The following is a 26444-nucleotide window of genomic DNA, read 5'->3' as shown; positions in this document are numbered from 1 at the left end:
CTTGATTTTTATTGGAACTTTCTCAGGATATAGGGGATCTTAGCCTGCCCGACGAGCAGTGGACAATCGTTCCAACGGGTGACAGGACAAAACAAAAGGAGCCCACCATGGGTGAAGCAAAAAGACGCAAACAAACCGGCGCCCCCGCACCGCGTAAGCACAGAAACAAGAAACCGGCCATCATCGGCATCTCTGTTGCCGTCATCGCCGTTGTTGCAGTGGCCGTCTACTTCCTGACACAACCGCCCAAACCAACCTCCGAGGCACTACCGGTAGCCGCCCCCAACGCATCAGACTTCCCGGCCTTCCTCGACCAATACGGCATCTCCGCCGGCTCTGAGGATGCTCCGGTGGTTGTTCGCGAATTCGCCGACTACCAATGCCCCGCCTGCGCCCGCTTCGCCTCAGCCAGCAAACGCCTAAAAGAAGAGTACGTTGATACCGGCAAAGTCCGCTTCGTCTACTTCGACCTGCCCCTACGCCAACACCAAAACGCCGTCCCCGCCGCCCTGGCCGCCCGCTGCGCGGGAGACCAGGGCCAGTATTGGCAGATGCACGACAAACTCTACGACGCCCAAAGCGAATGGAGCGGCTCCAACGACCCGGTAGCCACCTTCACCCGCTACGCCAACGGCCTCGGCCTCGAAGAACGCCGCTTCCGCCGCTGCCTGACCACCGAACTCCACAAAGAAGCGGTAGAACAAAGCCTGCAAGTGGCCGTTCAAATGCGCGTAACCAGCACCCCAACGGTGATGGTAGACAACATCCAGTTAACAAGACCAGGCTGGGGTCAGTTGTCGGCGGTCGTTGAACGTGAATTGAATAAAGCGGATAACTAATCACTTGTAGCCGACTCATCTTGACGGCAAATTGAGAAGCTAGCCGTTGGCCGGGGAAGGCCTCCCAAAAGCCTGCGGAGCCATGGATGGCGGAGCGGAGCGTACAGGGATGTATACACAGCGTCTTTTGGGAGGCCTTCCCCGGCCAACGGCGGGCTCCAGGGTGCCAAGATAAGGGCTTCCCCAACTTGCACCGAAACCCCAGTTGGTTAAACTTTGCCCCCTAACGGCCACCCCCGTAACAAACATCAAACCATGCTCCGGATTTACGATCCGGCCCGCAGGAGAAACCATGAGCAACGAAATAGTCGTCTGCGCACTCTACAAGTTCGCAGTATTGAATGATTACAAAGACCTACGCCAACCCCTGCTGAACCTCATGCTGGAAAAAGACGTCCACGGCACCCTGCTGCTGGCACGGGAAGGCATCAACGGCACCATCGCCGGCAGCCGCCAGGGCATCGACGCCATCAAAGACTGGATCGCCAGCGACGAGCGCTTCGACGGCGTGGACTACAAAGAATCCTTCGTAGACATCCAGCCCTTCAAGCGCACCAAGGTCAAACTCAAAAAAGAAATCGTCACCATGGGCGTCGAAGGCATCGACCCCAAGCGAGTGGTTGGCACCTACGTCGACCCCAAAGAATGGAACGACCTCATCTCAGACCCCGAAGTACTGCTGGTAGACACCCGAAACCAGTACGAAGTCGAGATTGGCACCTTCAAAAACGCCGTCAATCCGGCCACTGACACCTTCCGGGAATTTCCAGAGTATGTGAAACAGAATTTGGACCCCAGCAAACACAAGAAAGTCGCCATGTTCTGCACCGGCGGCATCCGCTGTGAAAAATCCACGGCGTACCTGAAAGAACAAGGATTCGATGAGGTATACCACCTCAAAGGCGGCATCCTGAAATATCTGGAAGAGGTGCCCCAGGAACAGAGCCTTTGGCAGGGCGAGTGCTTCGTGTTTGACGACCGGGTAACCGTCAACCACAGCCTCGAACGCGGCGATTACGACCAGTGCCACGCCTGCCGCCGGCCCATCACCGAAGAAGACAAGCAACGCCCGGAATACGAACAGGGCGTGAGCTGCCATCAGTGCATTGAATCACTGACAGAAGAACAAAAAGCCCGGTTCAAGGAACGTGAGCGCCAGATGCAACTGGCCCGGGAACGCGGGGAAGCGCACGTGGGTGGTGAAGCCGCCCGCGTTATTGCTGAGCGGAAGGCCCGCAAGAAGGCCGAGCGCGAAGAACAGGCCCGCAAAAGTCTGGAGGGGGAGAAAGTTCGTAAGGTTGTTAACAACTGAAGACTAACCCAACCAAGGAGATAACATGGGTATCAGAAAACCGCTGGTGATTGCATGCATGGCCCTGGCCCCGATGGCACAGGCTCAGGACAGTGGCAACTGGAAAGGTGAGGCCGAGCTTGGCCTGCTGATAACCTCAGGCAACACCGAAGAAACCAAAGTGAACAGCCGTCTGGGCCTGCAGCATGAAACCCAGACCTGGCGCAACACCGGTGAGTTCAGCTCCCGCTACACCGAAGCCGAAGACCAGACCACCGCTGAGGAATACAAGGCGGCTCTGGAAGCAGACTACAAGTTTGACGACCAGCAGTACTGGTTCTTGCGCGGTTCCTATGAGGACGACCGGTTCTCCGGGTACGACTTCGAATCCACCCTGACCACCGGTTATGGCAATCGGGTCTGGCAGGCAGGGGAGCGTTCCTTCCTGGATCTCTCAGTGGGTGGCGGTTATCGCTATAACAAACTCAAGGAAGACAATGCCGATGGCCGCGATGTGGAAGAAGAGGCCATTGCCCGTCTGGCTGGCCAGTTCGATTATGCCTTCTCTGACACCGCCCTGTTTCGCCAGAAGCTGAGCACCGAAATTGGACTGGATGACAACAATGCCATCACCCAGTCTGAGACTGCATTGCAGACCACCATCGTGGGCAGCTTGTCCATGAAGGCGGCGTTTCGTGTGAAGCACGTCTCTGATGCGCCCGCCGGTTCAGAGAAAACCGACACCGAGACCTCGCTCTCGCTGCTGTACGGTTTCTGATTCCGGATTCCCGGAGCCAAAAAAAGGGGCAGATGGTTGGTCATCTGCCCCTTTTTCATATCGTGAAATCTCAGACGTTATTCCGAAGCCCCAACTCATCCGGGTAAGGGGTCAGGTACTTCTGGGTGTGCAGATAATCCACCGGCTCCTTACGCTGGGCCAGTCGCAGCAGCGTCATCGGCACCACCAGCGGAATCTCGCCGCGCCGGTAAGCTTCAATCTGCTCCAGCAGCACCGCTTTCTCTTCCGCTGCCATCCCGTCTTTCAGGTAGCCCAGCAGATGCTGCATGGCATTCACGTGAGAACCCCGGCTTACGCGCTGGGTCATGGCTTCCATAAAGCCGTGAATGTAGCGATCCGCAATCTGCGCCAGCGGCTCGGCTTTCAGGTCGGCCAGCATCGGGCCAAGCTGCCGGTAGATTTTTTCAGAGTGGGCCAGAAGTGTGAACTTGTGGCGCTGATGGAACTCCAGCAGCGACTGCTTGGTCAGCTTGTCGCCGGCCACGTTCTGCATCCAGTCGTCGTAGGAGAACACGCGCTCAATGAAGTTCTCCCGCAACATGTCATCGTGCAGGCGGCCTTCTTCCTCCACCGGCATCAAGGGGTAGGCCTTCATCAGTGCCTCGGCAAACATGCCACGGCCATCCCGGTGCATGAAATTACCTTCCGCGTTGTGAATCTTGATGCGCTCCATGCCGCAACTGGGGGATTTGGCCATCAGGATGTAACCACGCAGGTTCGCCAGCGAGGGCATCACCTCGGCAATGAAGTTCTGCATGCCTCCGGTGTGGTCTTTGGTGCCCTTGCTTTCCACCAGGTGCAGGCCGTCTTCGTGCTCGCGCAGGTGAATGGCCGGGCGGGGAACACCCAGGCCGGCTTCCAGTTCCGGGCAAATAGAGCGGAACTCAAAATGCTTGGCCAACACCTGGGTGCAGTATCGGGAATGCTTGTGGCCACCGTCGTGGCGAACTTCCTTGCCGAGCAGGCAAGTGCTAATACCAACAGGAATACCGGTCACTAAAACTCTCCAGCCGTTGGATGATCGGGTACTACACCACTATACGTGCTGTGAGTATAGCCCGATCAAGTCAGGGCAGAGTGTTCATCCGGGTAATTGCGGAGCCGTCAGTGGCCGTACACCATCATGGTGGTATCACTGATGACAAAATCCGTGAACTGCACCGAGCCAATGCTGGTGCCACCCACCTTGAACACCGGCATATCGATATCGGCCCGGAATTCCACCTCATGGATCGACAGGCCTTCCTTGCCAGAAGTGGCACCGGTTCCGCGAGACAATTTGGCGGTGGCGTGGGCCATGCCGAAATGACCGAGGGTATCGTTACCCCTGCGGTTGTGTATTTGCAAGCCTTCAATGCCCACAGCGGCGAAGTTGAAAATAAGGATGACGTCTGCGGCGTCCCAGTTCAGGCTGCCGTCGGTCACCTCAAAATGCGTGTCGAGCTGCAGTTCGGAGCCTGAGACGGTATTGCCATTGGCCAGGGTGCGGGTAGAGTTGCCGCCGTTGCGAATCACCAGATCGGTAGGGCCGATGTAGCCCTGAAGATTGATGTCGGAGAACAGGTTGGTGCTGCCATCCGTGCCGGAGGTGGTGATGCTGTCGATGGCCAGCTCAAAATCCACCGCTTTCAGGTAGTCGTCCAGGCTGGTCGGGTCGCCGTAGTCGGTGGCGCCCAGGTGAATCACCAAATCACCGCTATTGAACTGCTTGCCAAAACTGCCGGCCACGGAATACTTCGCCAGGGCATCGGCTACATCCGGATTGCTGGTATCCAACAGGCCCGCGTTGGCGCGCCGGGCAATCTCGGAAAAACCGTGTTCCAGCACCTCGCCCTCACCGGCGATGTCGATGGTCAGCTTCAGGTTGTCGAGTACCGTGTCGTTGTGGCCGGACAGCCGCAGGCCGTTAACACTGAGCGAGCCTTCGTCGGTCCAGGTCAGCCGGTCGATGCTCAGTTTGGTTTCCAGCTCGATGGACACGCCAGCCTGGCCGGTAACGGCGGCCATGGAGGCATCATCCAGCGGGCGGAAATCCGCCAGTGCCGGAAGCGACAGGAAAGTAGCAGACAGGCAGGCACCTGCCAGGCGTGATGGATGACGAAAAACCCTGTGAAAAGACATGATGGCCCCGGATTCCGTTCAGACATTCTTGTTGTTATTCAGAGGCCTGAAGGCTTGGCTACGGGCACTCTGACGGGCCGCAGGGACAGCAGGACCAAGGCTGCGGTGGTTAATGGTTACACACTGTTACTTTATGCCGGTGCCCTGGAAGGATCTGTGAGACTGATCACACCCTGAACAGCAGACAAGTAGTGCCTCAGCTCAGGGCCTGTCGAATCAGCTGTTTCTGGTGTTCGGCAAAGCCGCGAATCAGCACCTGGGCCTTGTCGGCGTCTCTGGCCAGGACTGCCTGGGGAAGTTCCGAGAAAAACTGACTGGTTTGGGCCAGCCCCTGGCGATACCGCTCCGCGCTGAGATAGTACGCGCGACTGACCGCGGGTTTGAAGTTGGAAAGGGCTTCCGTCAGGTACGGGTTGTCCACCACCTTACAGCAGGCCTCCATCACCCCGAAACTGGCCTCCACCACCGCGGTAATGTCGGCGGTTGGTTGTTTTACCTGTTCCACCACTTGGGCCACGGCGCCCAGCATCATTGGCTTGTCCGATTCCTGCCAGCGCTCACACAGGCGGGCGGCCAGCATCATCAGCAGGTGCATGTACACGTCATACAGCTCTGAAGCGTAATCGGCGTTCAGTTTGGTGGCAGAGGCGCCTTTGCGCGGGGTGATTTCCACCAGGTGCCAGCGTTCGAGTGTATACAACGCCTCTTTCACTGACGCCCGGCTGACCTTGAGTTCGTTCGCCAGGGTGGCTTCCTGAATACGTTCACCGGGGCGGATCTGCCCGGTCATGATGCGTTCCGCCAGGTAGTTGGCTATCTGCTCCGCCAGGGTGTTGGGCACCTGAAAATCCATAAGGGCTCTCTGAACAGGTTGAACAATCCGGCTGGCCAAAGAGGGCAGTACGCCGGCAGATGGTTGAACGCGCATGAGTTTATCACAGCCTCTTGATGGATGGATTCAGGCCCGCGCTGGGCGGGTGTTTCGTGACAATTGTCAAAAAATAACCAGAACAATGCTTGACGACTGATATATTGTAGGACAATAATGCAGAAAAAGTAAGGCCATTATTTCCATCCCGATACAAGGTTCGACAACAAAAGGGGGCTACCATGAGCTCACGTCTGATTACCTGGAACACCGAGGCTGGCCGCCGTCGGGTTCTGATTACCCTGAAAAAATACAGCTACCTGATTGCCATGATTCCTCTGGTGCTGCCGCCGTTGCTGCTGGCGGCCGGGGAAAGCACCGGCCTGATCAATCTGTTTGCCTGGGGTGTGCCGGTGGTGGTGTTCGGCATCATTCCGTTGCTGGACATGATGCTCGGTAAAGACGCCCTGAACCCGGATGAGCAGGACGACGTGCCCCGGTTGAATCAGGAAAAGTTCTACAAAGTCATCACGCTGGGCTGGGTGGCTGCCTACGCAGCCTTGCTGGTCTGGAGCATGATCACCCTGGCCTCCGGCGTGTTCAGTGTAGCCGGCGCCGTTGGTTGGGTGGTGTCCATCGGTATTGTGGGTGGCTTGGGCATCAACGTTGCCCATGAGTTGATTCACAAAGATGGCAAGCTGGAACCCTGGGCGGGCGGCTTTCTGTTGTCGCTGGTGTGCTATGCCGGCTTCAAGGTGGAGCACCTGCGGGGCCATCACGTGCATGTGTCCACGCCGGAGGATGCTTCATCCTCTCGCTACAACCAGTCCCTGTACAACTTCCTGCCCCAGGCCTACGTGCGTAACTTCATGAACGCCTGGAAACTGGAAGCCGAGCGCCTGAAGCGCAAGGGGCAGGCACCCGTGAGCTGGCGCAACGAGCTGATCTGGTGGTATGGCATCAGCCTGCTGGCACTGGTGGCCTTCACGGTTGCGTTCGGCTGGCTGGGCGCCGCCTTCTTCCTGGGCCAGAGCTTTATTGCCTTTACCCTGCTGGAGATTGTGAACTATCTGGAACACTACGGCCTGCATCGTCGCAAGCTGGACAACGGCCGCTACGAGCGAACCACGCCGGAGCACAGCTGGAACAGCAATTACTTCCTGACCAACGTGTTCCTGTTCCAATTGCAGCGCCACAGTGATCACCATGCCTTTGCCAAGCGCCGTTACCAGGTGCTGCGCCATCACGACATCGCCCCGCAGTTGCCGGCGGGTTACGCCACCATGGTAGTGCTGGCCTGCATCCCGCCCCTCTGGCGCAAGGTGATGAACCCTCGGGTAGAAGCCTATTACCAGGGCGAAGAGCACCAGCTTACTTCCTGACAGTCCTCTCATTGGCTCCGGCCTGCCCGGCCGGGGCGGTACAGCCTTCAGAGTGTCTCTGGAGAATGCCGGGGTAACACCCGGCCTTAAAGCCCCGTGAATGCGTCTCTGGTTCACGGGGTCTTTTTTTACCCTTGAAATCCGGGAAGGGGGCACACAGGTATATTGGTTGAACCCTCAATCCGATAAGGACACTCGACATGCCCAAGCATTTCGAACAGGCACCGGGCCTTTACGACGCCCCGGTTCCCGAGACCGAAGGTTACGTATTCAACCAGACCATGATGCGCATCAAAGAGCCCGAGCGCTCCATGGACTTCTACACCCGCGTGATGGGCATGCGCCTGGTACGCAAACTGGACTTCCCGGAAATGAAGTTCACCCTGTATTTCCTGGGCTACCTGGATGATAAACAGGCTCAGCTAGTACCAAACGATGACGCCCACCGCACCACCTTCACCTTTGGCCGCGAAGCCATGCTGGAGCTGACCCACAACTGGGGCACAGAAGATGACGCAGACTTTGCCTACCACAACGGCAATGACCAGCCCCAGGGCTTTGGTCACATTGGTGTGGCCGTGCCAGATGTGTACGCGGCCTGCGAACGTTTCGAAAAGCTGGGCGTGGAGTTCGTGAAAAAGCCGGACGACGGCAAGATGAAAGGCCTGGCCTTTATCAAAGACCCGGACGGCTACTGGATTGAAATCCTGCAGCCCAACATGCTGGAGAAGCAGCGCAAGTAAGGCTGGCTTGGCAAAGCCCTGGCGTCAGTCTGAACGACTGTTGCCGGGAGCGTTGCCAAAACGGGAAGCCACAATAACCGCAATGGTCAGTATCAGAGCCCCGGTAATGCCGATGGGCCCCAGCACCTCCCCCAAAATCAGCCAGGCCAGAAGTGCCACAAACAACGGTTCCAGCGTGACGATGATGCTGGAAAGCGTGGCAGGCGTAGTCTTCATCCCCGCGAAGAAACACAGGTAGCCAATACAGGTTGGCACCACGCCGATGTACAGCACCATCAACCAGTGCGACAGCCCAAGGCTGGCGAGCCCGGCAAAGCCACCGGTAAGTGCCACTATCGGCACTAGCAGAAGGGCAGCGGTCAGAAAACAGATAAAGGCGGTGGTGAACACCGGGGTGCCGGCGGAATTGTAGCGACTGGTGAGGGTAAAGCCGGTGTATACGGCGGCGGCAAGCAACGCCATCAGAATACCCGCAAGCCGCAAGGTACCGGCCGTGTCCATATCACTGGCCACCAGCATGCCAGTGCCGAGGATGGCCGCAAACGCCGCCGCCAGAGTCAGCGGGCCCGGTTTTTCGCCTAACATGGGCGCCGCCAGAATGGCCACCAGAACTGGCGGCAGGCACAGGGCGATCAGCGTGGCGATGCCGGCACCGGTCAGATCAACCGCCACCAGATAACTACCCTGATAAAACGCCTGGAACAACCCCATTGCAGCTAATGGCAATAGGGCCTTGGCGCTGAGCCCGCGCAGTGAACTACCGGGGACCTTCTGGCCGGGATGCTGTAATTCCAGCTGCTGCTGTTCCCGCCGCATCAACAGGTAGAAAAACGGCAACGCAACCACCAGGCGCAACAGCGCAAGCGTAAGGCCGGTCAGCTCGGTGCCGGTAAACAGGAATTTGGCAACAATGCCGGTGGTGCCCCACAGCAGGGCCGCGAACGCGATGAGTAAAGCGCCATGAATCATGAAAGTGGCCAACGCAATGAATGTAAAGCCGAAAAGGGTAACAGTGGCTGGCAGTTGGCGCTATAGGGGAAAGAACGGGCAGCCAGGGCTGCCCGGAGGGCTTAAACGCTTACTCGGCAGACAGCCGATCGGCATTGCGCTCAACGGTGCGAGCACCGATGCCTTTCACATTGGCCAGGTCTTCCACAGACTGGAACGGACCGTTTTCAGAGCGGTAAGCCACAATGGCCTCGGCCTTGCTTTCGCCAATGCCGTTCAGGGTGGCCAGCGTGGCAACGTCCGCCTGATTGATGTTAATGGTAGCCGGCTGTTCAGCGTGGGCGAAGCCTGTGGCCAGAGAGAACAGCAGAACGAGGGTAGCCAGAATGCCTGTGTGTTTCATCGGAGAACTCCTTTTTAAAGACGTTGTTATGAGACGTCAGGAGTAACAAACCGTGGGTGTGGGTAATGGGCTGGAGCGATGAGAGAAACGGTAAAACGGTAGGCTGTGTAAGTGCACGGAACGGGACCACAGTCCGTGTAGTCCCCAAATTCCGTGGCTGACCCCTGCCTGATCCATCAGGCGCGCATCATCCTGAGCACTTCGTCCTTGCGTTCGTCCCTGTAAGCCCTGTTCCATCGGGCAACTCCGGTTCCGTGGAGTTTCCATCCCTGAGCCAACGTCCGTGCTGGCTTGTCATCCCTGACAATGCTCATTCTACGCCTGGCCGGTTCATTAAGAATCGGACATCTGCCTGTCGGTGTGTGCGATATTTCCTACAGGGCTGTGAGCCGGCCGGTGAACCTAAGTTCATTGTTTCACGGGGCTTTTCTGGGCAATTTCTTGCCCGCCGCGATGCGCGTCGGCGGCCTCTTTTATCTTCTCCATGGTGATTTCCCGCACCGCTTTCTGGCTGGACCGGATGTGCCGGGTCAGCCGGTCGGCGGCATCGGTAGCGTGGCCGGTGCGAAGTGCTTCCAGAATCTGTGAGTGTTCAATATAGGTGGCATCCACCCGGTCATCCCGGGTGAAATCCAGCCGGCGGATAATCCGCAGGCGGTCGGTAATTTCCCGGTGAATACGAGTCATCTCCCGATTGCCGGCGGCGGCCACCAGATCACAGTGAAAGCTCTCGTCCAGTGCCCGCACGGTACTGCCCACGGCCCGTTCGGAGGGGTGGTCCGGGTTCCAGATGGCAATCAGGGTGCGCAGGGTTTGAGGTTCCTCGGGCAGGGCGCAGATTTTGTGCATGGCGGCCCGTTCGAGGGTAATCCGCAAGTCGTAGAGTTCTTCCACCTGCTGAAAATCAAAGGGCTTAACCTGCCAGCCACTGCGAAACAGAACATCGACGTAGCCTTCCCGCTGCAACCGGTACAGGGCCTCGCGCACCGGTGTCCGGCTGGCATTCAGGCGGGCACCCACGTCGCCCTCGCTGAACTTGTCCCCGGGAATCAGGCGGAACTCAAAAATATCGTCCTTCAGGGCTTCATAAACCCGGTCTGCCATGGAGGCCTTTCTTTTGGTGGTCGTTTTCATTTTCGGAGTTTGCCCTCTTTTGGGGGTGTCCTCTTGTTTTGGAGTTTGGCGCTGGGTTTTGGGGATTGGGGAGGCCTTTCAAAAGACGCCGTGAATACGTCCATGTAGGCTTGAGTGCGACATCCCTGTCGCACACACTTTTGAAAGGCCTCCCCAATCCCCAAACCCGACTCCCTAAGCCTGCGAGAGGTGATAGCCGCAATCACAGGAGCCAGCCAAGCCGATGTGCGGGAACCCCTCCACAGACTGTGCGCAGCATGGATGCTGCGCTCAAGCCCCCATGGATGGGTTCACGGCGTGTCTGTGGAGGGGTTCCCGCACAGCGGCGCTATCACCCAAACAGCAGGCCAGCACCAAAGGCGCCGATTTCCCAACCCCGAAACCAGCAACCGTAATCAAACTTCGATGCTAAGCAGGGGCTCCCCGGGAGTAACAGACTTCCCAGGCTCCACATGCATGGCACTGATGGTGCCAGACAGCGTCGCATTTACCTCGAACTCCATCTTCATAGCCTCTACGATCACCAACGGATCACCCTCCGCCACCGTATCCCCCGGCTTCACCAGGCACTTCCAGATATTCCCGGCAATCTCCGCGCTCACCAACTCCCCAAACCGCTCCAAGTCTGAGGTATCCGGTTTTGGCGGGGCCTTGGCCAGGCGGTCGAGTTCTTCGGCTTCGCTCTCCTTCCACAAAGCCACCTCTTTAGCATAAGCCGCCTGCTGCAGTTTGCGGAACTCGGCGATGGAGCTTTCGTTGGCGTCCAGGAAGGCCTGGTGGGATTTCAGATCGAAGGTTTCTTCTTCGATCTTGATTTCCAGCTTGCCGGCGCGGAACTGGTCGCGCATCTCGGTCAGTTCGTCTTCGGTGACCGGGTAGTAGCATACCTGATCAAAGAACCGTAACAGCCAGGGCGCGTCTTCGGCGAACTGTTTGTTTTTCAAGTATTTGTTCCAGATCGGCAGGGTTCGCCCCACCAGTTGGTAGCCGCCGGGGGAGTCCATGCCGTAGATGCACATGTAGATGCCGCCGATGCCCACGGTGCCTTCGGCGGTGTAGGTTCGGGCCGGGTTGTATTTGGAGGTGAGCAACCGGTGGCGTGGGTCCAGAGGCACGGCGCAGGGGGCGCCGAGGTAGACGTCGCCCAGGCCCAGTACCAGGTAGCGGGCGGAGAAGAGCACGTCTTTGACGTCGTCCCGGCTGGGCAGGCCGTTGATGCGTTGCATGAAGTCGACGTTGCTGGGTAGCCAGGGCGCGGTGTCGCGAACGGACTGGCGGTATTTCTCCACGGCTTCCAGGGTGGCGCTGTCTTCGAAGGCCATGGGCAGGTGGATGACCCGGCTGCGGACTTTCAGCTCATCCGTGGGCGGCAAGGTGGCTTCCAGGTCCAGCAGGTAGGTCATCAGCGCTTCCTGGGACAGCAGGCGGGCGTCGTACCTCAGCTGCAGGGAGCGCACGCCGGGGGACAGTTCCAGCAGGCCGTTGGGTTGTACATCGGCGATGGCTTCCATCAGGGCGTGGATGCGCATGCGGGCGCCCAAGTCCAGTACGTTGGCGCCGTATTCCAGCAGAATGTACTGGTCACCGGCCTGGCGGTAGGTCACTTCCGGGCGGCCGTCGGTTTCGTCCAGGTGCGCCAGGATGGTGGCAGACAAACCATTCAATGGTGCCAGGTCAGGCGCCACCAGGGTGACCGCCGGCGGGGCCATCAGGCTCTTGATGGCCAGTTCCTGGCGTTCGGCCAGTTGCACCGCCGTGTCGTTATCAATCGCTACAAACCGGATGGTGTCGCCGGGTTTTACCTGGCCGACTTTCCACAACTCGGCTTTGGCGATGGTCACCGGGCACACAAAGCCGCCCAGGCTGGGGCCATCCTTGGTGAGGATAACCGGCATGTCGCCGGTAAAGTTGATGGAGCCGATGGCGTATTCGGTGTCGTGGATGTTGGACGGGTGCAGGCCTGCCTCGCCGCCGTCTTCACGGGTGAATTCCGGTTTCGGGCCATTCAGGCGGATGCCCAGGCGGTTGGAGTTGTAGTGTACTTCCCAATCCTGCTCGAAGAACTTCTCGATGGATTTTTCCGAGAAGAAATCCGGGGCGCCGTGGGGGCCATAGAGCACGCCGATTTCCCAGTGGTTGGGGTAATCCGGAATCAGGTCCGGGTCTGCCGGGGCGGGGTCGTGGGTTGGCCCCGGGGTGGTGCAGGCGGGCAGCTCCAGCTGGCTGATGCCGAGCATGTCGCCGGGGCGCAATGGGCGGCCGCCGTGGCCGCCAAACTGGCCCAGGGCGAAGGTAGACCGGCTGCCCAGGTACACCGGCACATCAAAACCGCCGCGTACCGCCAGATAGGTACGGCAACCTTTGATGGCCTTGCCCACGGCCAGCACCTGGCCGGCTTTGACGGTAATGGGTTTCCAGAATTCCACCGCCTTGCCGTCGAGGGTCGCGTCTGTAAGAGCACCGGTCAGCGCTACTACGGAATCCTTGTGGAATTTCAGGCTGGGGCCAATCAGTGTGGACTCCAGGCCAGCGGCGTCGTTGTGGTTGCCGACAATCCGGTTGGCAATGCGGAAGGCGTAGTCGTCCATCGGGCCACTGGGTGGTACACCGATGTTCCAGTAGCCCACACGGCCGGGGTAATCCTGCACGGTGGTGTAGGTGCCGGGTTTCAGCACTTCCGCCACTGACGGCTTGAACTCGAAGCTCTCCAACGCGCGGGTGGAGACAATGCCATCCTCAAAACTTTTCTGGGCCACTACCTGGCGCAGGTAATCCAGGTTGGTGGCGATGCCCATCAGCCGGGTTTCCGCAAGCGCCTGGCGCAGTTTGGCCAGGGCATCGGCCCGGTCGGTGCCGTGCACAATCAGTTTGGCGATCATCGGGTCGTAGTGGGCGGACACTTCGCTGCCGTTTTCCACCCAGGTATCCACCCGCACGCCGTGTTCCGGCCAGTACACATCGGTCAGTTCACCGGGGGAGGGCTGGAAATCTTTCAGCGGGTCTTCCGCGTAAATGCGCACTTCCATGGACGCGCCGTTCAGTTCCGGCTGGAAGCTGGCCAGGTCCGGGCTTTCGCCGGCGGCGATTTTCAGCATCCACTCGATCAGGTCCAGGCCGGTGACAGACTCGGTCACCGGGTGCTCTACCTGTAAGCGGGTGTTCACTTCCAGGAAATAGAACTCGTCCCGGTCGGCGTCGTAAATGTATTCCACGGTACCGGCAGAGCGGTAATTCACCGACTGCCCGAGGGAGACGGCGGCATTCAGCATGGCCTGGCGCGTGGCGGCCGGCAGGTTCGGCGCCGGGGTTTCCTCCACCACCTTCTGGTTGCGCCGCTGCAGGGAGCAGTCCCGTTCGCCCAGGGCCACCACATTCCCCTGGCCATCGCCGAACATCTGCACTTCCACATGGCGGGCCCGGGCAATGAAGCGCTCCAGGAACACACCGCTGTCGTTAAAGAAGCTCTGGCCCTGGCGACGAACGGTTTCGAAGGCATCCCGCAGTTCGCTCTCGCTATTGCAGCGGGTCAGGCCGATGCCGCCACCGCCGGCGGTGCTTTTCAGCATTACCGGGTAGCCCAGGCGCTCGGCGGTTTGCAGGGCTTCGTCCAGGGTTTCCAGCAGGCCGCTGCCCGGGGCCAGGGGTACGCCGGCGGCTTCCGCCAGTTCCCGGGCCCGGTGTTTCAGGCCGAATTCGCGCATCTGTTCCGGGGTGGGGCCGATGAACACAATGCCTTCGGCCTCGCAGGTTTCGGCGAAGTCGGCGTTCTCGGACAAAAAGCCGTAACCGGGAATGATGGCTTCCGCGCCGGTTTGCTTGGCTGCTGCCAGAATCTGGGCCTTGTCCAGGTAGGTTTCGCTGGCACCTTTGCCCACCAACGCCACGGCTTCATCGGCGGTGGTGACGTGCAGGCTGTGGCGGTCTTCATGGGAGTGCACGGCAACGCTGCCGATGCCCATGGCTTTGAGGGTACGGATGGTGCGGACGGCGATTTCGCCTCGGTTGGCGATGAGGACTTTCTTGAACATGTTGTTTGGTCTCCGGAGTAGGTGGGGTCAGACCCGCAGGGTCTGACCCCGAAGCGCATCATTGGGGGGCGGCGGCCCCGGATTTGACAAAGGCGCGCCAGCCGCCGAATTCGGTGACATCTCTGGCGCCGGTGAAGCCGTAGCCTTCGCAGATAAAGCCGTTCACCCAGCGGCCATCGGCCAGCTCAACGTTGCCGATGCCGAGGGGGGCGGGGATCAGGTCGACGAAGGAGCCGAATTCCGAGGCGGCCATTTCCCAGACTTCCAGCACGATTTCGGCGCCGTCTTGCTCTACCCGTTTCAGGCCCGGTTTGGGCGGGGTGGTGTTGGGCAGGGCGTACAGGCGGTAGTTGGGGGTGGTGGTGGTTTGCTCCAGCAGCCGGGCCTTGCGTTCGGTGAGCTGGGTGTTCAGGGGCATACCAGACAAATGGGCGCCCACCACCGCCACCTGAATGGTCGGAACGGCCGGTTGGTAAGTAACCACTTCCTCCGGGCGGGTTTTATCTGTGGCGCCCAACGGCGTTGGGTGGGCATTCAGCCACTGGCTGGCCAGGGTTTGCAGTTCCCGGTCTTTCCAGGCGCCGCTGATCAACGTCACGCCAAAGGGCAGGCCGTCGTCCCGGAAGCCGGCGGGCACCGCCAGGGCGCACAGATCCGCCAGGTTCACGAAGTTGGTGTACGTGCCCAGCTGGCTGTTTAGCACCACCGGGTCGGCATTGACCGCATCAATGGTTGGGGCGATGGGGGCGGTGGGAACCATCAGGCTGTCCACTTCCGCCAGGAGCGTGTCAATCTGCCTCAGCAATTCTTCCTTGCGATACTGCGCTTTGAAGGTGTCGGTGGCGGTGAAGTTGGCGGCTTTACTGATGATTGCCCGCACCGTCTCGTTCATGTCACCGTTGTGTTCGGCCATAAACGTCTGCACCGCCGCATGGCGTTCGGCCACCCAGGGGCCTTCATAGAGCAGGGCGGCCAACTCCAGCAGCGGGCTGAAATCCAGCGGCACCAGTTCAACACCGGCGGTATCCAACTGGCGCCACTGGCCCAACGCGGTATTCCAGGCCGCTTCCGCCTGCTGGTCACCAAAGAACTCGGGGTGTTCAGGAATGGCCAGGCGCTGCACCGGGCCGGGGCGGCGAAGGGCAGGGGCATCCAGGGGCAGGGCGCTGGGTGCTTTCCGGGAAAAGGCATCGGCGGCATCAAAGCCCGCCATCACCTCTGCCACCAGGACGGCATCGCCAATGGTCAGGCCGAACACCGAGACACAGTCCAGCGACCGGCAGGCCGGCACCACACCGTTAATGCTGAACAGGCCCTTGGTGGGTTTCAGCCCCACCAGGTTGTTCAGGCCGGCGGGCACCCGGCCGGAGCCGGCGGTGTCTGTGCCCAGGGCAAAGGGCACCAGGCCCCGTGCCACCACAGAGGCAGAACCAGAGCTGGAGCCGCCGCTGATCACCTTCGGGTTAACACTGTTGGGTACCGCACCATAGGGCGACCGGGTGCCCACCAGCCCGGTGGCGAACTGGTCCAGATTGGTTTTGCCAATCACCACGGCGCCGGCGGCTTTCAGTTTGCGCACCACGGTGGCGTCTTGTTCGGGGGTGTGGGCAAAGGCCGGGCAGGCGGCGGTGGTTTCAAAGCCGGCGGCATCAATGTTGTCTTTCACCGCGAACGGAATGCCATAAAGCGGTAACTGTTCCAGATCACCGTCAACGGTTTCCAACTGGTCCGCCAGTTCGGCCATAGCCTGGTGGAAGCCGTCTTCGCCCAACCGGGAGATCCAGGCGCTGTCGTCACCTTTCAGGTAATCCAGCAGTTTGCTGATCAGGGCTTCTGGCTCGGCGCCTTCTCTATAGGCCTGTTGCCAGTCTGCGATCGTCCATCCAAGGGTGGTTGGCATGGGATGTCGTCCTCATGTGTGGTAAAACTTGTATACATGAGCAATGGCAAGCTGCGTGCCAGACACCGGATAAACGTCACTATTTCAATAAAAACAGTTGGTTAATGGTTTTTGCATGATAGTTGGGCAAAACCGGCATGCACCAGTAAGGCGCAGAAACGCGCCAGAAGGCACCAAAATCAGGCCTCAATCCGGGTAAATCACCGGCCCTGGCGGCCTTTGTCTAGCTTGTATACTAGATAACTTATTGGTTTATCGTGCTTTTTGTAGGAGTTGGAACGGCAGATGCAATCACCCCGTTGCGTTTGACGACTCATAACCCAACGAAAAGGACGCGCAACATGAGCATCAAAAAACACGTGAAAATGGGCCTGTCTGCACTGGCACTGTCTGTCTCCTTCCACGCCATGGCGGCGGAAGACCCCATCAAAGTGGGCATTCTGCATTCCCTCTCCGGCACCATGGCGATCAGTGAAACCGCACTGAAAGACACCATGCTGATGCTGATCGAAAAGCAGAACGCCGAAGGCGGTGTACTGGGCCGCAAGCTGGAGCCGGTCGTGGTAGACCCCGCCTCCAACTGGCCGCTGTTCGCTGAGCGGGCACGGGAACTGCTGGAGAAAGAAAAAGTAGATGTGATTTTCGGCAACTGGACCTCGGTGTCCCGTAAATCCGTGCTGCCGGTGGTGGAAGAACTGAACGGCCTGCTGTTCTACCCGGTGCAGTACGAGGGTGAGGAATCTTCTGAAAACGTCTTCTACACTGGCGCTGCGCCCAACCAGCAGGCCATTCCGGCGGTGGATTACCTGAAGAACGACCTGGGCGTTGAACGCTGGGTACTGGCGGGCACCGATTACGTTTATCCGCGCACCACCAATCGCATCCTGGAAACCTACCTGAAAGACCAGGGCGTGGCCGATGCAGACATCATGATCAACTACACCCCGTTTGGTCATTCGGACTGGCAGTCCATCGTTTCCGACATCAAGAGCTTTGGCAGCGCCGGCAAGAAAACCGCCGTGGTTTCCACCATCAACGGCGATGCCAACGTGCCTTTCTACCGGGAACTGGGTAACCAGGGTGTTTCCGCCTCCGACATTCCAGTGGTGGCCTTCTCCGTGGGTGAGCAGGAGCTTTCCGGCATCGACACCGCGCCGCTGGTGGGCCACCTGGCTGCCTGGAACTACTTCATGAGCGTGGATAACGAAGCCAACTACGACTTCATCGACGCTTGGGTAGAGTTCAAGGGCGACGAAAAAGCCGTCACCAACGACCCCATGGAAGCCCACTACATCGGCTTCAACATGTACGTTGAGGCAGTGAAGAAAGCCGGCACCACCGATGTCGACGCCATCAAAGACGCGATCATCGGCGTAGCCGTGCCCAACCTCACCGGCGGCATTGCCACCATGATGCCCAACCACCACATCACCAAGCCGGTGCTGATTGGCGAGATCCAGGACAACGGCCAGTTCTCCGTAGTCTGGGAAACGCCGTCTACCGTGGCTGGCGATGCCTGGTCTGACTTCCTGCCGGGTTCCAAAGACCTGATCAGTGACTGGCGCGCCCCGCTGCGTTGCGGCAACTTCAACGTGGTGACCGGCAAGTGCGGTGGCTCTGCGGAAGTGGCTTCCAACTAAGCGACCCAACCGGGCAGGTGAGCGTGCCTGCCCGGCTTTTCCACTCTCATTTCAACGCCAACAGGAATGAACCATGAGCATCTTCCGACTGCTCGCCGGGCTCGCTTTGGCCTGGTGCCTGGCTCTGGGGCCGGCGGTGGCCACTGCCCAGGTGCAGGACGACACCGCCCAAACGCTGTTGCAACGGCTCGCAGAAGCCAACAACGCCGAGAAAAGCAAGGTACTGAAACAGATTGCAGAAAGCAGCGACGAACGGGCCCGGGGCTGGCTGGAAGCCTTCGCCGGCGGCAAGCTCGCCACCGTAAAATCCTCCGGCTACGTGGTGCTGGTCACCAACAACACCGGGCGCAACTGGCAAGTGGCCAGCGCCGTGACTGGTGACAGCATGGGTGAAATGTCTCGCCGGGAGCTGGACAGCATTCGGGTGAACAACGCCCTGCGCAGCCAGGTGGAAGGCATTCTCTCGGTGGTAGACCTGACGGTAGCCGACCACCGCACCCGCCGCGCCGCCGCCCGCCATTTGCTGGGCCGGGTGGATGCGGTAACCGCGCCGTTGATTGAAGAACGACTTGAGGTGGAAGAAAACGACCGGGTGCGCGATTTGTTGGCTAACGCCCTGGCCATCCACCAACTGGAACAAGGCGACATCAACGCCATCGAACAACTCTCTGGCAGCCTGAACTCCCGCGTGCGGGCTGCTTTGAATAACGCGGCCAGCAGTGACGACCCGGCCATCGCCGCGGCCGCCGAGAAAGCGCTGGCCAGCATCGAACAGAAACTGAAAATGAACAGCGCCGCCGAAACCCTGTACTTCGGCCTCTCTCTTGGTTCCGTACTGGTACTGGCCGCCATCGGCCTGGCCATCACCTTCGGGGTGATGGGCGTAATCAACATGGCCCACGGCGAACTGATCATGTTGGGTGCCTACACCACCTGGGGCATGCAGCAACTGTTTCCTGGCCAGCCGGGCCTGGCGCTGATTCTGTCTATCCCCGCCGGCTTCATGGTGGCCGCGCTGGCGGGCATCATCATCGAGCGCAGCGTGATCCAGCACCTCAAAGGCCGCCCGCTGGAAACCCTGCTGGCCACCTTTGGCATCAGCCTGATTCTGCAGCAACTGGTGCGCACCGTGATCTCACCGCTCAACCGCACCGTGGTTACCCCGGAATGGATGAGCGGCTCCATCATGATCAACGAGGCATTGTCCCTCACCCTCAACCGCCTGTACGTGATCGGCTTTGCCCTGGTGGTGTTCGCCGGGTTGATGCTGATCATGCGCCGCACCCGTTTGGGGCTGGAAGTGCGCGCCGTTACCCAGAACCGCGCCATGGCTCGCTCCATGGGCATCAAGGCCACCAAGGTGGACATCATGACCTTCGCTCTGGGCTCCGGCGTGGCCGGGCTGGCGGGTGTGGCGCTGTCACAGATCACCAACGTAGGCCCCAACCTGGGCCAGAACTACATCATCGATTCCTTCATGGTGGTGGTGTTCGGCGGCGTGGGTAACCTGTGGGGCACCCTGGTAGCCGGGCTGACCCTGGGCACCATCAACCAGATTCTGGAACCCTGGGCTGGCGCGGTACTGGCCAAGATCATGGTGCTGGTACTGATCATCCTGTTCATTCAAAAACGGCCGCGGGGACTCTTTCCCCAGAAAGGCCGTGCGGCGGAGGGCTGAGTTATGGCGTCATCACAAACCTGGCTGCTCCGGCCCCTGCAGGAGCGTTCCACCCAACTCTTTCTGGGCGTGCTGTTCGGCGCTTTGATAGTAGTCACTTTTCTGCACCTGTTCATGCCCCAGGACAGCGCGCTGCACGTAAGCGCCTACACGGTCACCCTGCTGGGCAAATACCTGTGCTACGCCTTGCTGGCGGTGGCGGTAGACCTGGTGTGGGGCTACCTGGGCATTCTCAGCCTGGGCCACGGTGCCTTCTTTGCCCTGGGCGGCTACGCCATGGGTATGTACCTGATGCGCCAGATCGGCGACCGGGGCGTGTACGGCGACCCGGTACTGCCAGACTTCATGGTGTTCCTGAACTGGGACACACTGCCCTGGTACTGGCAGGGCTTCGACATGGCCTGGTTTGCCTTCATCATGGTGCTGCTGGCCCCGGGCCTGCTGGCGCTGGTGTTCGGCTTTCTGGCCTTCCGCTCCCGGGTAACCGGAGTGTACTTGTCCATCATCACCCAGGCGCTCACCTTTGCGCTGATGCTGGCCTTCTTCCGCAACGAAATGGGCTTTGGCGGCAACAACGGCCTGACCGACTTCCGAGACATCCTCGGCTTTAACTTGCGCAGCGACGCCACCCGCCTGGGGCTGTTCATCGCCACCGGCATCGCCCTGGCCATTGGCTATGTGATTTGCCGGGGCATTGTTACCAGCAAACTCGGCCGGGTAAGCGTGGCCTGCCGGGACGCCGAAGCCCGCACCCGCTTCCTGGGTTACCGGGTAGAACGGGTGCAGCTGTTCGTATTTGTGGTGTCCGCCATGCTGGCGGGTGTGGCCGGGGCCCTGTACGTGCCGCAAGTGGGCATTATCAACCCCAGCGAATTCTCGCCGCTGTTCTCCATCGAAATCGTGGTATGGGTGGCCCTGGGCGGCCGCGCAACGCTGTACGGAGCCGTGATTGGCGCCATCCTGGTGAACTACGCCAAAACCGTGTTCACCGGCGTAATGCCGGATGCCTGGCTGTTCGCCCTGGGCGCGCTGTTTGTGCTGGTGACCGTGTTCCTACCTAAAGGCATTGCCGGGCTGCTGCAGAAGCGCCGAAAAGCCAAAGACGACGACACCGCCACCGGGCAGGAGGCCACCGCATGAGCATGTTCGAACAACTGGCCAACCGCGACCGGGTATTTGAATTCTTGGCTCCCGCTGCCTCCCCGGTGGATGTGCGCCACGGCCCCATCCTGTACCTGGAAGACGTGAACGTGAGCTTTGACGGCTTCAAGGCCATCAACAACCTCAATCTAACCATCGACGACGGCGAACTGCGCTGCATTATCGGCCCCAACGGCGCGGGTAAAACCACCATGATGGACATCATCACCGGTAAAACCCGGCCGGATACCGGCTCCGTGTGGTTCGGCAGCCGCCACAACCTGCTCACCATGAACGAGCCGGACATCGCCAGCCTGGGCATCGGCCGCAAGTTCCAGAAACCCACGGTGTTTGAAGCGCTCACCGTATTCGAAAACCTGGAACTGGCCATGGCCGCCGACAAACGCATATTCCCAACCCTGACCGCCATCATGAAACCCGAATACCGGGACCGCATCGACGAAGTGCTGGAGATGATCAAACTCAAAACCCTGCGGGACAAACCCGCCGGCATCCTCTCCCACGGCCAGAAACAGTGGCTGGAAATCGGCATGCTGCTGATGCAGAAACCCCGGCTGCTGCTGGTGGACGAACCGGTAGCGGGCATGACCGAACAGGAAATGGAACGCACCGCCGAACTGCTCACCAGCCTGGCCGGCAAACAGTCCGTGGTGGTGGTAGAACACGACATGGGCTTTGTGCGCTCCATCGCCCGCCAGGTCACCGTACTGCACCAGGGCAGCGTACTGGCCGAAGGCACCATGGACCAGGTCTCCAACGACCCGGAAGTGATCAAGGTATACCTGGGGGAGGACGCGTAATGCTCAAGATCCAGAAGCTGAACCAATACTACGGCGAAAGCCACACCCTCTGGGATCTGGACCTGGACATCCCCCAGGGCCAGTGCACCTGCGTAATGGGCCGCAACGGCGTGGGCAAAACCACCCTGATGAAATGCATCATGGGTGAGGAAACCACCGAAAGCGGCAGCATCGAATTCGCCCAGGACGTGGAACTGACCAAAAAGAAAATCGAAGACCGATCACGGCTCGGCATTGGTTACGTGCCCCAGGGAAGACAGATATTCCCGCTGCTGACCGTGGAAGAAAACCTGCGCACCGGCCTGGCCGTGCGTAAGGACGGCAGTAAGAAAATACCCGAGCGGGTGTATGAGCTGTTTCCGGTGTTGAAGGAAATGAAACACCGCAGAGGTGGTGATCTTTCAGGCGGGCAGCAACAGCAGCTGGCCATTGGCCGGGCGCTGGTGATCGAGCCCAGGCTGTTGATTCTGGATGAGCCGGGGGAGGGGATTCAGCCGAATATTGTGGCGCAGATTGGGGAGGTTATTCGCAAATTGATCGAAGAGGATGGGCTGACGGTGCTGCTGGTTGAGCAGAAGTTGCCGTTTGCGCGGAAGTATGCGGATCGGTTTGTGATTTTGGATCGGGGGCGGGGGGTTGCTGAGGATGAGATTTCGGGGTTGACGGATGAACTCATCAAACAGCACCTGACTGTTTGACCGCCTATCAAGACATAAACCGCCACGCCACCGGCGACCGTTTCGACCAGAAACGGCGCTGGGCGGCGGCTACCTGTCCGCACCTTCACATCGTAGCCCACCAAAAGCCGCTCGGGAAACCGCGCGGCTTTTTCAGTATCTCTTTTACAAAATTTGACCTTGACGGTATGGGAAGTTTCCTGAAGAGTAGGTTAGTGTGTAGTTATAAGAAACGGATTGGCAGCTGTTAAGGAAAACCGATGGACTTCGGCCAGCTATTCAACACACTCCTGAACTCTCTACCGAATCAACTCTGGTATTTCGTACCGCTGTTCATCCTGTTGCCAATTCTGAGAACACCCTGGTTCAAAGGCAAAGCCGGCGAAGCCATGGTCAACATTGCCGCTAAGCTGTTTCTCGACAAAACGCGCTACCACCTCATAAAAAACGTCACCTTGCCCACCGAAGACGGTACCACCCAGATCGACCACATCATTGTGTCCCGCTACGGGGTGTTCGTGGTGGAAACCAAGAACATGAAGGGCTGGATCTTCGGTAACGCCAAACAGCGGTATTGGACGCAGAAGATCTTCAAGTACTCGCAGAAATTTCAGAACCCACTGCATAAGAACTACAAGCATGTCAAGACCTTGCAGAGCATGCTGGGACTGGAAGATCAGCAGGTGCATTCGTTGGTGGTATTTGTGGGGAATTTGACGTTTAAGACGGAAATGCCGGGTAACGTGACGCAGAGTAGGGGAGAAAGTAATGTTGGATGTAAGTTCTGCACAACTAGAGCGGGTTATAGTTCATAAAGTTGGCAATAAAATTCGAGAAGAAGGCTATGTACTTTCGGAATCCGAATTAGATTCAGACGAGACGTTAAATGAGGTTCTTATAAGAGGGTACCTGAAGCCGCTAAGCAAATCCCAAAAGCTATACGATTTTTTCCATGAGTCGGATATAAGTCTTAATGCTGTAAATAACTTCTCAAAAAAAATATTCCTTGATCAATCTACGTTTGTAGAGGAGAGCAAACATGTTGCAAAACATCTCTACAGCGTGTCAACTCACCCCAATGTGTCGGAAGGTGAGTTAATAATTATGTTGGTTTCTAATATTTTTCTAGATGAGGAGCCCGGAATTGGATTGGCAATACTTAAGGTTGAGTCTAAGGACGAATATCTTGATATAAGAGAGCAGGATGGGGTGATTACCGTTTATGAGCGGCAGGGGGTTCCTTTGGGAAGAGTGCAGAAAGGTGCGCTTGTTCTTTCTCAAGATGGCTCCGTATTATCTGTCGATAATTTAGGCCACAAAACTAAATATTGGGATGAGCTTTTTCTTAAGTTGATGCCGAAGAAAAATGATGAATTCTTTGCCGGTGCTGCAGCTAAAGTGTTAAAGGGAGTAGTTTCCAAGTGCCAAGACTCAGAAACGATTCTTGAAATTAATAAAAAGTTGGAAGATAGCTTGGAAGAAAGTGGGAAAGTGTCGTTTGAGAAAATAAGAGAGATCTCTGAAGAAATTGTTGGGACAGAGGCGAGTCACCAAATATGCGAAAGTGCTTTAGGGGGTAGACTTTCCGAAGACACGTCAGCGCATTTTGTCGATGGTGGTTTGCTAAAGAAGAAGTCAAAATCATTTCTTTCTCGCGTTCGTATTGTTGACGGAGCGGCGGAGGTTGTTATGAAGTCTGATAAATTTCTGCTGAAGGATGTTCTGGTATCTGAAACTGAAAAAGAGATCAAGGCAATTTTGCGATTTAAGAAGAACGAGGTTAATGATGGGTGAGGCGTCAAAAACATCTGGAGAGCTGGGTGAAAAATTAGCTGAGAAGTTGTTGGAGATAATTGGCTGGTTGGGATCGTTACATAACGTAAATATACCTTGTAATAACGAAGCCCATATTGGCTCAAGCGGTAATCAGAGGAAAAGTCACGGTGAGGACAGGGTTTATATATATAATAATCCATTTCATGACGATTTTACTGAAGTTGTTCATGTTTCTGTAAAAAATAATTTAAAAAAATATCCTGCCGCCCAAACTCTAAGAACAAAATTTAGATCACACTATAGCGATCTTCAGGAAACTATAGACTGTGCAGTGCGTAATCCTGAAATAAATGAACTGGTATCTGCTTTTAGAGGTAGGTCTAATGTTAGTCATTCTGGTTTGCTTATTTGGGTTCATAACGATGAATATAATGTAAATAGTGATATCAAGAAAGAGCTTTCCAGTGTGCGATTAGATCAAGACGACCGGTATCCGGTATATTTGATAGATAATGAGCGTGCGGGATTTATTTTGAGTGTAATTGATCACGTTTCGAGATCTAGTGGTGATGCTAGCTTTTATTACCCGCAAATAGGTACCAGCATTAAAGTTGCAGAGGAACGGTGCGGTTCATATTTACCTTTGGAGTTGATTGCTTCAGATGTTGTTTTATTCGTTGTTGAAGAATTCGGAAGGAAGGTGCTTTATTTGTATGCAAATCAGCCTTTTGAAAGTGAAGCTTATAAGAAGTTAATTCATTACGCCCTTAAGTTTTCCGCGGGGCTGGTCAATGATATAAAAATTGGCATGCCTGATTTTAATGTTGCTAAGCATGATAATGAAGCTAAGAAAGCGCGATTTTCCTTTCAAGAGAGAAAGGAGCGTATTGAGCCATTTTCATTTAAGCGATCAATTTTAAATCTTTTGGAATGACTAGAGGTAAATATGAGATCTAAGTTTGACTTGGATGCTAGTATATTGTCTGGAGGTGAGCTCCGGACACTTCTGAACAGTGATCACATCTCTTATGGTGAAGTGCATTCCTGCTTGAAGAAAAAAGGGGTGTTTATTGGTCGGTCAGACAAGAGTGTTACTGTCCCATTATTATCGGCAACACTGCTTACACCAACCGAATTCACTGACCTCATTGAGGCCAGTGTGGATAGAGAATCACAGCCCAAAAACAAGGTTTCATCTATAGATTTGGTCCCAGGGGGCGGAGATTGGGTTGCGTCTCTTCGAGATTTACCACTATCTACGAAAAGTGATTTATCTGTAGACCATGAAGCGATTGACTTTGTTACAATGCCGCACGTAGAGATCGAATCTGGAAAGGTAAGAATACCGTATGTAATTAACAAAAAAGACTATAGTAAAGAGTGGCTGGAAAGAGAGCTTGAGTTTGAAGGCGAGGTTTCTATAGAGAAAAAGGGTAACGCACTAGTTCTTGAGTTTTCTTCTACTCACTCATCAAAGGAGACGGAAGAAATAAATCGAAAGATTGTTAATCAAATTTCTAAATTCCTGAAAAATAATAATATAGCGATGTCCTCCAATCCGAGAGCAATAACCTTTGGCTCGTTTAGTAACATTGAACGTGTGCGTTTCTTTAAAAGGCTTACCGCTTCAGTTCAAGGGCGATTAGACCTTGGGAAGGTGGATAATATAGAGATTTCTCTTGTAAATAGCGGCGCGGACTTGCCAAATGATCCAGAGGTTTCTTGGATGAAAAGGGTTGTTAAGGGGTTGAGAATAAGTGGGGAGAAACTTAATGATATCTTCTTAATAAATAATGAAAAATATTATCCATATTATTCGATTCAAAAGATGGATGTCGATTACGGTTTTAAATTTAAAGCAAACGAGGGTCAATGTCGATTTTGTTTTTCGTTTAGTGGTCCGGGGAAAGGCGTTTCCGAACAATCAGAGCTTGTTTTTTCCTGTGTGAATTTGCGGTTTAAGAATAGAGTGAATGAGTTTGCAAAGAAAGAGACGTCAAAGGTAATACATAATTCTATAAAGGATCTTATTGAAGAAAAATATCAGTTAATGTTAAAAGAGCGTGAAAAAGATAAAAGGGTAGACGATTGATAGATTTCTGGACCAGACGTGGAGGTTTTTTTAGTTGACCGGTTTTTAGATGCTAGGAAGGGTTAATCTATATCCATTGAGTAGCCTAAAGTAAGATTAAATCAATTAATAATAATAGGTCGAATCTTAATAAGATTAGCTTTGAGTTTGTCGATTCCTCCTGA

22 protein-coding genes are annotated in these 26444 nt (G+C 56.8%); 14 read left to right on the top strand and 8 right to left on the bottom strand.

All coding sequences use genetic code 11. The features are described from left to right. Nucleotides 1-107 precede the first annotated feature (107 nt). The 3 genes from RVM24_RS11745 to RVM24_RS11735 all read left to right on the top strand — a co-directional run bounded on the left by RVM24_RS11745 (nt 108) and on the right by RVM24_RS11735 (nt 2908). Nucleotides 108-839 carry a DsbA family protein gene (locus tag RVM24_RS11745; RefSeq protein ID WP_374815380.1) on the top strand — a complete coding sequence of 244 codons (732 nt, stop codon included), beginning with the start codon at nt 108-110 and terminating at the stop codon, nt 837-839. Between the two features lie 292 nt (nt 840-1131). Then, entirely contained in the window at nt 1132-2151 is a 1020-nt protein-coding gene (locus tag RVM24_RS11740; RefSeq protein WP_106694802.1) for a rhodanese-related sulfurtransferase, read from the top strand. A 25-nt stretch (nt 2152-2176) separates the two neighbouring features. Beyond that, the gene (locus tag RVM24_RS11735) at nt 2177-2908 is read left to right on the top strand and encodes a DUF481 domain-containing protein (RefSeq protein WP_374815378.1); all 732 of its coding nucleotides are present in this window, start codon (nt 2177-2179) and stop codon (nt 2906-2908) included. Between the two features lie 70 nt (nt 2909-2978). On the opposite strand, the gene RVM24_RS11730 is transcribed toward RVM24_RS11735, so the two are convergent. The 3 genes from RVM24_RS11730 to RVM24_RS11720 form a co-directional block, all read right to left on the bottom strand. Then, nucleotides 2979-3926 (bottom strand): YbgA family protein, encoded by a 948-nt coding sequence (locus RVM24_RS11730; protein ID WP_286251405.1) that lies wholly within the window; start codon nt 3924-3926, stop codon nt 2979-2981. A gap of 107 nt (nt 3927-4033) precedes the next feature. Then, nucleotides 4034-5050: a DUF6160 family protein gene (locus tag RVM24_RS11725; RefSeq protein ID WP_374815989.1), complete on the bottom strand. Its 1017-nt coding sequence runs from the start codon at nt 5048-5050 to the stop codon at nt 4034-4036. A 196-nt stretch (nt 5051-5246) separates the two neighbouring features. Next, nucleotides 5247-5903, bottom strand: a complete 657-nt coding sequence (locus RVM24_RS11720; RefSeq protein WP_374815992.1) for a GntR family transcriptional regulator — start codon at nt 5901-5903, stop codon at nt 5247-5249. A gap of 257 nt (nt 5904-6160) precedes the next feature. Here RVM24_RS11720 and RVM24_RS11715 point away from each other — a divergent pair, with 257 nt between their 5' ends. After that, nucleotides 6161-7300: an alkane 1-monooxygenase gene (locus RVM24_RS11715; protein ID WP_431474034.1), complete on the top strand. Its 1140-nt coding sequence runs from the start codon at nt 6161-6163 to the stop codon at nt 7298-7300. A 200-nt stretch (nt 7301-7500) separates the two neighbouring features. Beyond that, nucleotides 7501-8043, top strand: a complete 543-nt coding sequence (gene gloA, locus RVM24_RS11710; RefSeq protein ID WP_431474033.1) for a lactoylglutathione lyase — start codon at nt 7501-7503, stop codon at nt 8041-8043. Nucleotides 8044-8067: 24 nt separating this feature from the next. On the opposite strand, the gene RVM24_RS11705 is transcribed toward gloA, so the two are convergent. The 5 genes from RVM24_RS11705 to atzF form a co-directional block, all read right to left on the bottom strand. Continuing rightward, nucleotides 8068-9012 (bottom strand): DMT family transporter, encoded by a 945-nt coding sequence (locus RVM24_RS11705; protein ID WP_431474032.1) that lies wholly within the window; start codon nt 9010-9012, stop codon nt 8068-8070. Between the two features lie 109 nt (nt 9013-9121). Then, a complete protein-coding gene (locus RVM24_RS11700) occupies nt 9122-9394 on the bottom strand; it encodes a ComEA family DNA-binding protein (protein ID WP_061332622.1) in 273 nt (90 codons plus the stop codon). A 408-nt stretch (nt 9395-9802) separates the two neighbouring features. Then, nucleotides 9803-10498 carry a GntR family transcriptional regulator gene (locus tag RVM24_RS11695; RefSeq protein WP_431474031.1) on the bottom strand — a complete coding sequence of 232 codons (696 nt, stop codon included), beginning with the start codon at nt 10496-10498 and terminating at the stop codon, nt 9803-9805. A gap of 425 nt (nt 10499-10923) precedes the next feature. Then, nucleotides 10924-14556: an urea carboxylase gene (gene uca, locus RVM24_RS11690; RefSeq protein ID WP_431474030.1), complete on the bottom strand. Its 3633-nt coding sequence runs from the start codon at nt 14554-14556 to the stop codon at nt 10924-10926. Nucleotides 14557-14614: 58 nt separating this feature from the next. Beyond that, nucleotides 14615-16456, bottom strand: a complete 1842-nt coding sequence (atzF, locus tag RVM24_RS11685) for an allophanate hydrolase (RefSeq protein WP_431474029.1) — start codon at nt 16454-16456, stop codon at nt 14615-14617. Nucleotides 16457-16797: 341 nt separating this feature from the next. Between atzF and urtA the strand changes: the two genes are divergently transcribed. From urtA to gapS4b, 9 genes are all read left to right on the top strand, one after another. Beyond that, entirely contained in the window at nt 16798-18096 is a 1299-nt protein-coding gene (gene urtA, locus RVM24_RS11680) for an urea ABC transporter substrate-binding protein (RefSeq protein WP_138435329.1), read from the top strand. A gap of 73 nt (nt 18097-18169) precedes the next feature. Further along, entirely contained in the window at nt 18170-19774 is a 1605-nt protein-coding gene (gene urtB / locus RVM24_RS11675; protein ID WP_431474028.1) for an urea ABC transporter permease subunit UrtB, read from the top strand. Nucleotides 19775-19777: 3 nt separating this feature from the next. Further along, on the top strand, nt 19778-20914 hold the full coding sequence (urtC, locus tag RVM24_RS11670) for an urea ABC transporter permease subunit UrtC (protein WP_106694813.1): 1137 nt from the start codon (nt 19778-19780) through the stop codon (nt 20912-20914). Further along, the gene (gene urtD, locus RVM24_RS11665; protein WP_431474027.1) at nt 20911-21735 is read left to right on the top strand and encodes an urea ABC transporter ATP-binding protein UrtD; all 825 of its coding nucleotides are present in this window, start codon (nt 20911-20913) and stop codon (nt 21733-21735) included. Before urtC ends, urtD begins: the two co-directional genes overlap by 4 nt. After that, nucleotides 21735-22433 (top strand): urea ABC transporter ATP-binding subunit UrtE, encoded by a 699-nt coding sequence (gene urtE, locus RVM24_RS11660; protein WP_431474026.1) that lies wholly within the window; start codon nt 21735-21737, stop codon nt 22431-22433. The genes urtD and urtE overlap by 1 nt, the downstream gene beginning before the upstream one ends. A 239-nt stretch (nt 22434-22672) precedes the next feature. After that, nucleotides 22673-23227 carry a nuclease-related domain-containing protein gene (locus tag RVM24_RS11655; protein WP_431474025.1) on the top strand — a complete coding sequence of 185 codons (555 nt, stop codon included), beginning with the start codon at nt 22673-22675 and terminating at the stop codon, nt 23225-23227. Next, a complete protein-coding gene (locus RVM24_RS11650; RefSeq protein ID WP_431474024.1) occupies nt 23181-24206 on the top strand; it encodes a nucleoid-associated protein in 1026 nt (341 codons plus the stop codon). The genes RVM24_RS11655 and RVM24_RS11650 overlap by 47 nt, the downstream gene beginning before the upstream one ends. Then, nucleotides 24196-25122: a GapS4a family protein gene (gapS4a, locus tag RVM24_RS11645; RefSeq protein ID WP_431474023.1), complete on the top strand. Its 927-nt coding sequence runs from the start codon at nt 24196-24198 to the stop codon at nt 25120-25122. Before RVM24_RS11650 ends, gapS4a begins: the two co-directional genes overlap by 11 nt. 12 nt (nt 25123-25134) lie before the next feature. Next, entirely contained in the window at nt 25135-26280 is a 1146-nt protein-coding gene (gapS4b, locus tag RVM24_RS11640) for a GapS4b family protein (protein WP_431474022.1), read from the top strand. Nucleotides 26281-26444: the final 164 nt, after the last annotated feature.

Source organism: Marinobacter sp. KM021 (assembly GCF_050707965.1).
Lineage (GTDB): Bacteria > Pseudomonadota > Gammaproteobacteria > Pseudomonadales > Oleiphilaceae > Marinobacter > Marinobacter shengliensis.
Note: the sequence above shows the minus strand (reverse complement) of the source record. Positions and strands in the feature narration are given on the sequence as shown.

What these genes read in the sequence shown, in the direction of transcription:
- urtE (WP_431474026.1), top strand. Translation starts at nt 21,735, where the DNA reads ATGCTCAAGATCCAGAAGCTGAACCAATACTACGGCGAAAGCCACACC.
- atzF (WP_431474029.1), bottom strand. Translation starts at nt 16,456, where the DNA reads ATGCCAACCACCCTTGGATGGACGATCGCAGACTGGCAACAGGCCTAT.
- gapS4a (WP_431474023.1), top strand. Translation starts at nt 24,196, where the DNA reads ATGATGGGTGAGGCGTCAAAAACATCTGGAGAGCTGGGTGAAAAATTA.
- RVM24_RS11725 (WP_374815989.1), bottom strand. Translation starts at nt 5,050, where the DNA reads ATGTCTTTTCACAGGGTTTTTCGTCATCCATCACGCCTGGCAGGTGCC.
- urtD (WP_431474027.1), top strand. Translation starts at nt 20,911, where the DNA reads ATGAGCATGTTCGAACAACTGGCCAACCGCGACCGGGTATTTGAATTC.
- RVM24_RS11735 (WP_374815378.1), top strand. Translation starts at nt 2,177, where the DNA reads ATGGGTATCAGAAAACCGCTGGTGATTGCATGCATGGCCCTGGCCCCG.
- RVM24_RS11700 (WP_061332622.1), bottom strand. Translation starts at nt 9,394, where the DNA reads ATGAAACACACAGGCATTCTGGCTACCCTCGTTCTGCTGTTCTCTCTG.
- RVM24_RS11655 (WP_431474025.1), top strand. Translation starts at nt 22,673, where the DNA reads ATGGACTTCGGCCAGCTATTCAACACACTCCTGAACTCTCTACCGAAT.
- RVM24_RS11740 (WP_106694802.1), top strand. Translation starts at nt 1,132, where the DNA reads ATGAGCAACGAAATAGTCGTCTGCGCACTCTACAAGTTCGCAGTATTG.
- gapS4b (WP_431474022.1), top strand. Translation starts at nt 25,135, where the DNA reads ATGAGATCTAAGTTTGACTTGGATGCTAGTATATTGTCTGGAGGTGAG.
- gloA (WP_431474033.1), top strand. Translation starts at nt 7,501, where the DNA reads ATGCCCAAGCATTTCGAACAGGCACCGGGCCTTTACGACGCCCCGGTT.
- urtC (WP_106694813.1), top strand. Translation starts at nt 19,778, where the DNA reads ATGGCGTCATCACAAACCTGGCTGCTCCGGCCCCTGCAGGAGCGTTCC.
- RVM24_RS11695 (WP_431474031.1), bottom strand. Translation starts at nt 10,498, where the DNA reads ATGGCAGACCGGGTTTATGAAGCCCTGAAGGACGATATTTTTGAGTTC.
- RVM24_RS11705 (WP_431474032.1), bottom strand. Translation starts at nt 9,012, where the DNA reads ATGATTCATGGCGCTTTACTCATCGCGTTCGCGGCCCTGCTGTGGGGC.
- RVM24_RS11745 (WP_374815380.1), top strand. Translation starts at nt 108, where the DNA reads ATGGGTGAAGCAAAAAGACGCAAACAAACCGGCGCCCCCGCACCGCGT.
- urtB (WP_431474028.1), top strand. Translation starts at nt 18,170, where the DNA reads ATGAGCATCTTCCGACTGCTCGCCGGGCTCGCTTTGGCCTGGTGCCTG.
- urtA (WP_138435329.1), top strand. Translation starts at nt 16,798, where the DNA reads ATGAGCATCAAAAAACACGTGAAAATGGGCCTGTCTGCACTGGCACTG.
- RVM24_RS11720 (WP_374815992.1), bottom strand. Translation starts at nt 5,903, where the DNA reads ATGGATTTTCAGGTGCCCAACACCCTGGCGGAGCAGATAGCCAACTAC.
- RVM24_RS11650 (WP_431474024.1), top strand. Translation starts at nt 23,181, where the DNA reads ATGTTGGATGTAAGTTCTGCACAACTAGAGCGGGTTATAGTTCATAAA.
- RVM24_RS11715 (WP_431474034.1), top strand. Translation starts at nt 6,161, where the DNA reads ATGAGCTCACGTCTGATTACCTGGAACACCGAGGCTGGCCGCCGTCGG.
- uca (WP_431474030.1), bottom strand. Translation starts at nt 14,556, where the DNA reads ATGTTCAAGAAAGTCCTCATCGCCAACCGAGGCGAAATCGCCGTCCGC.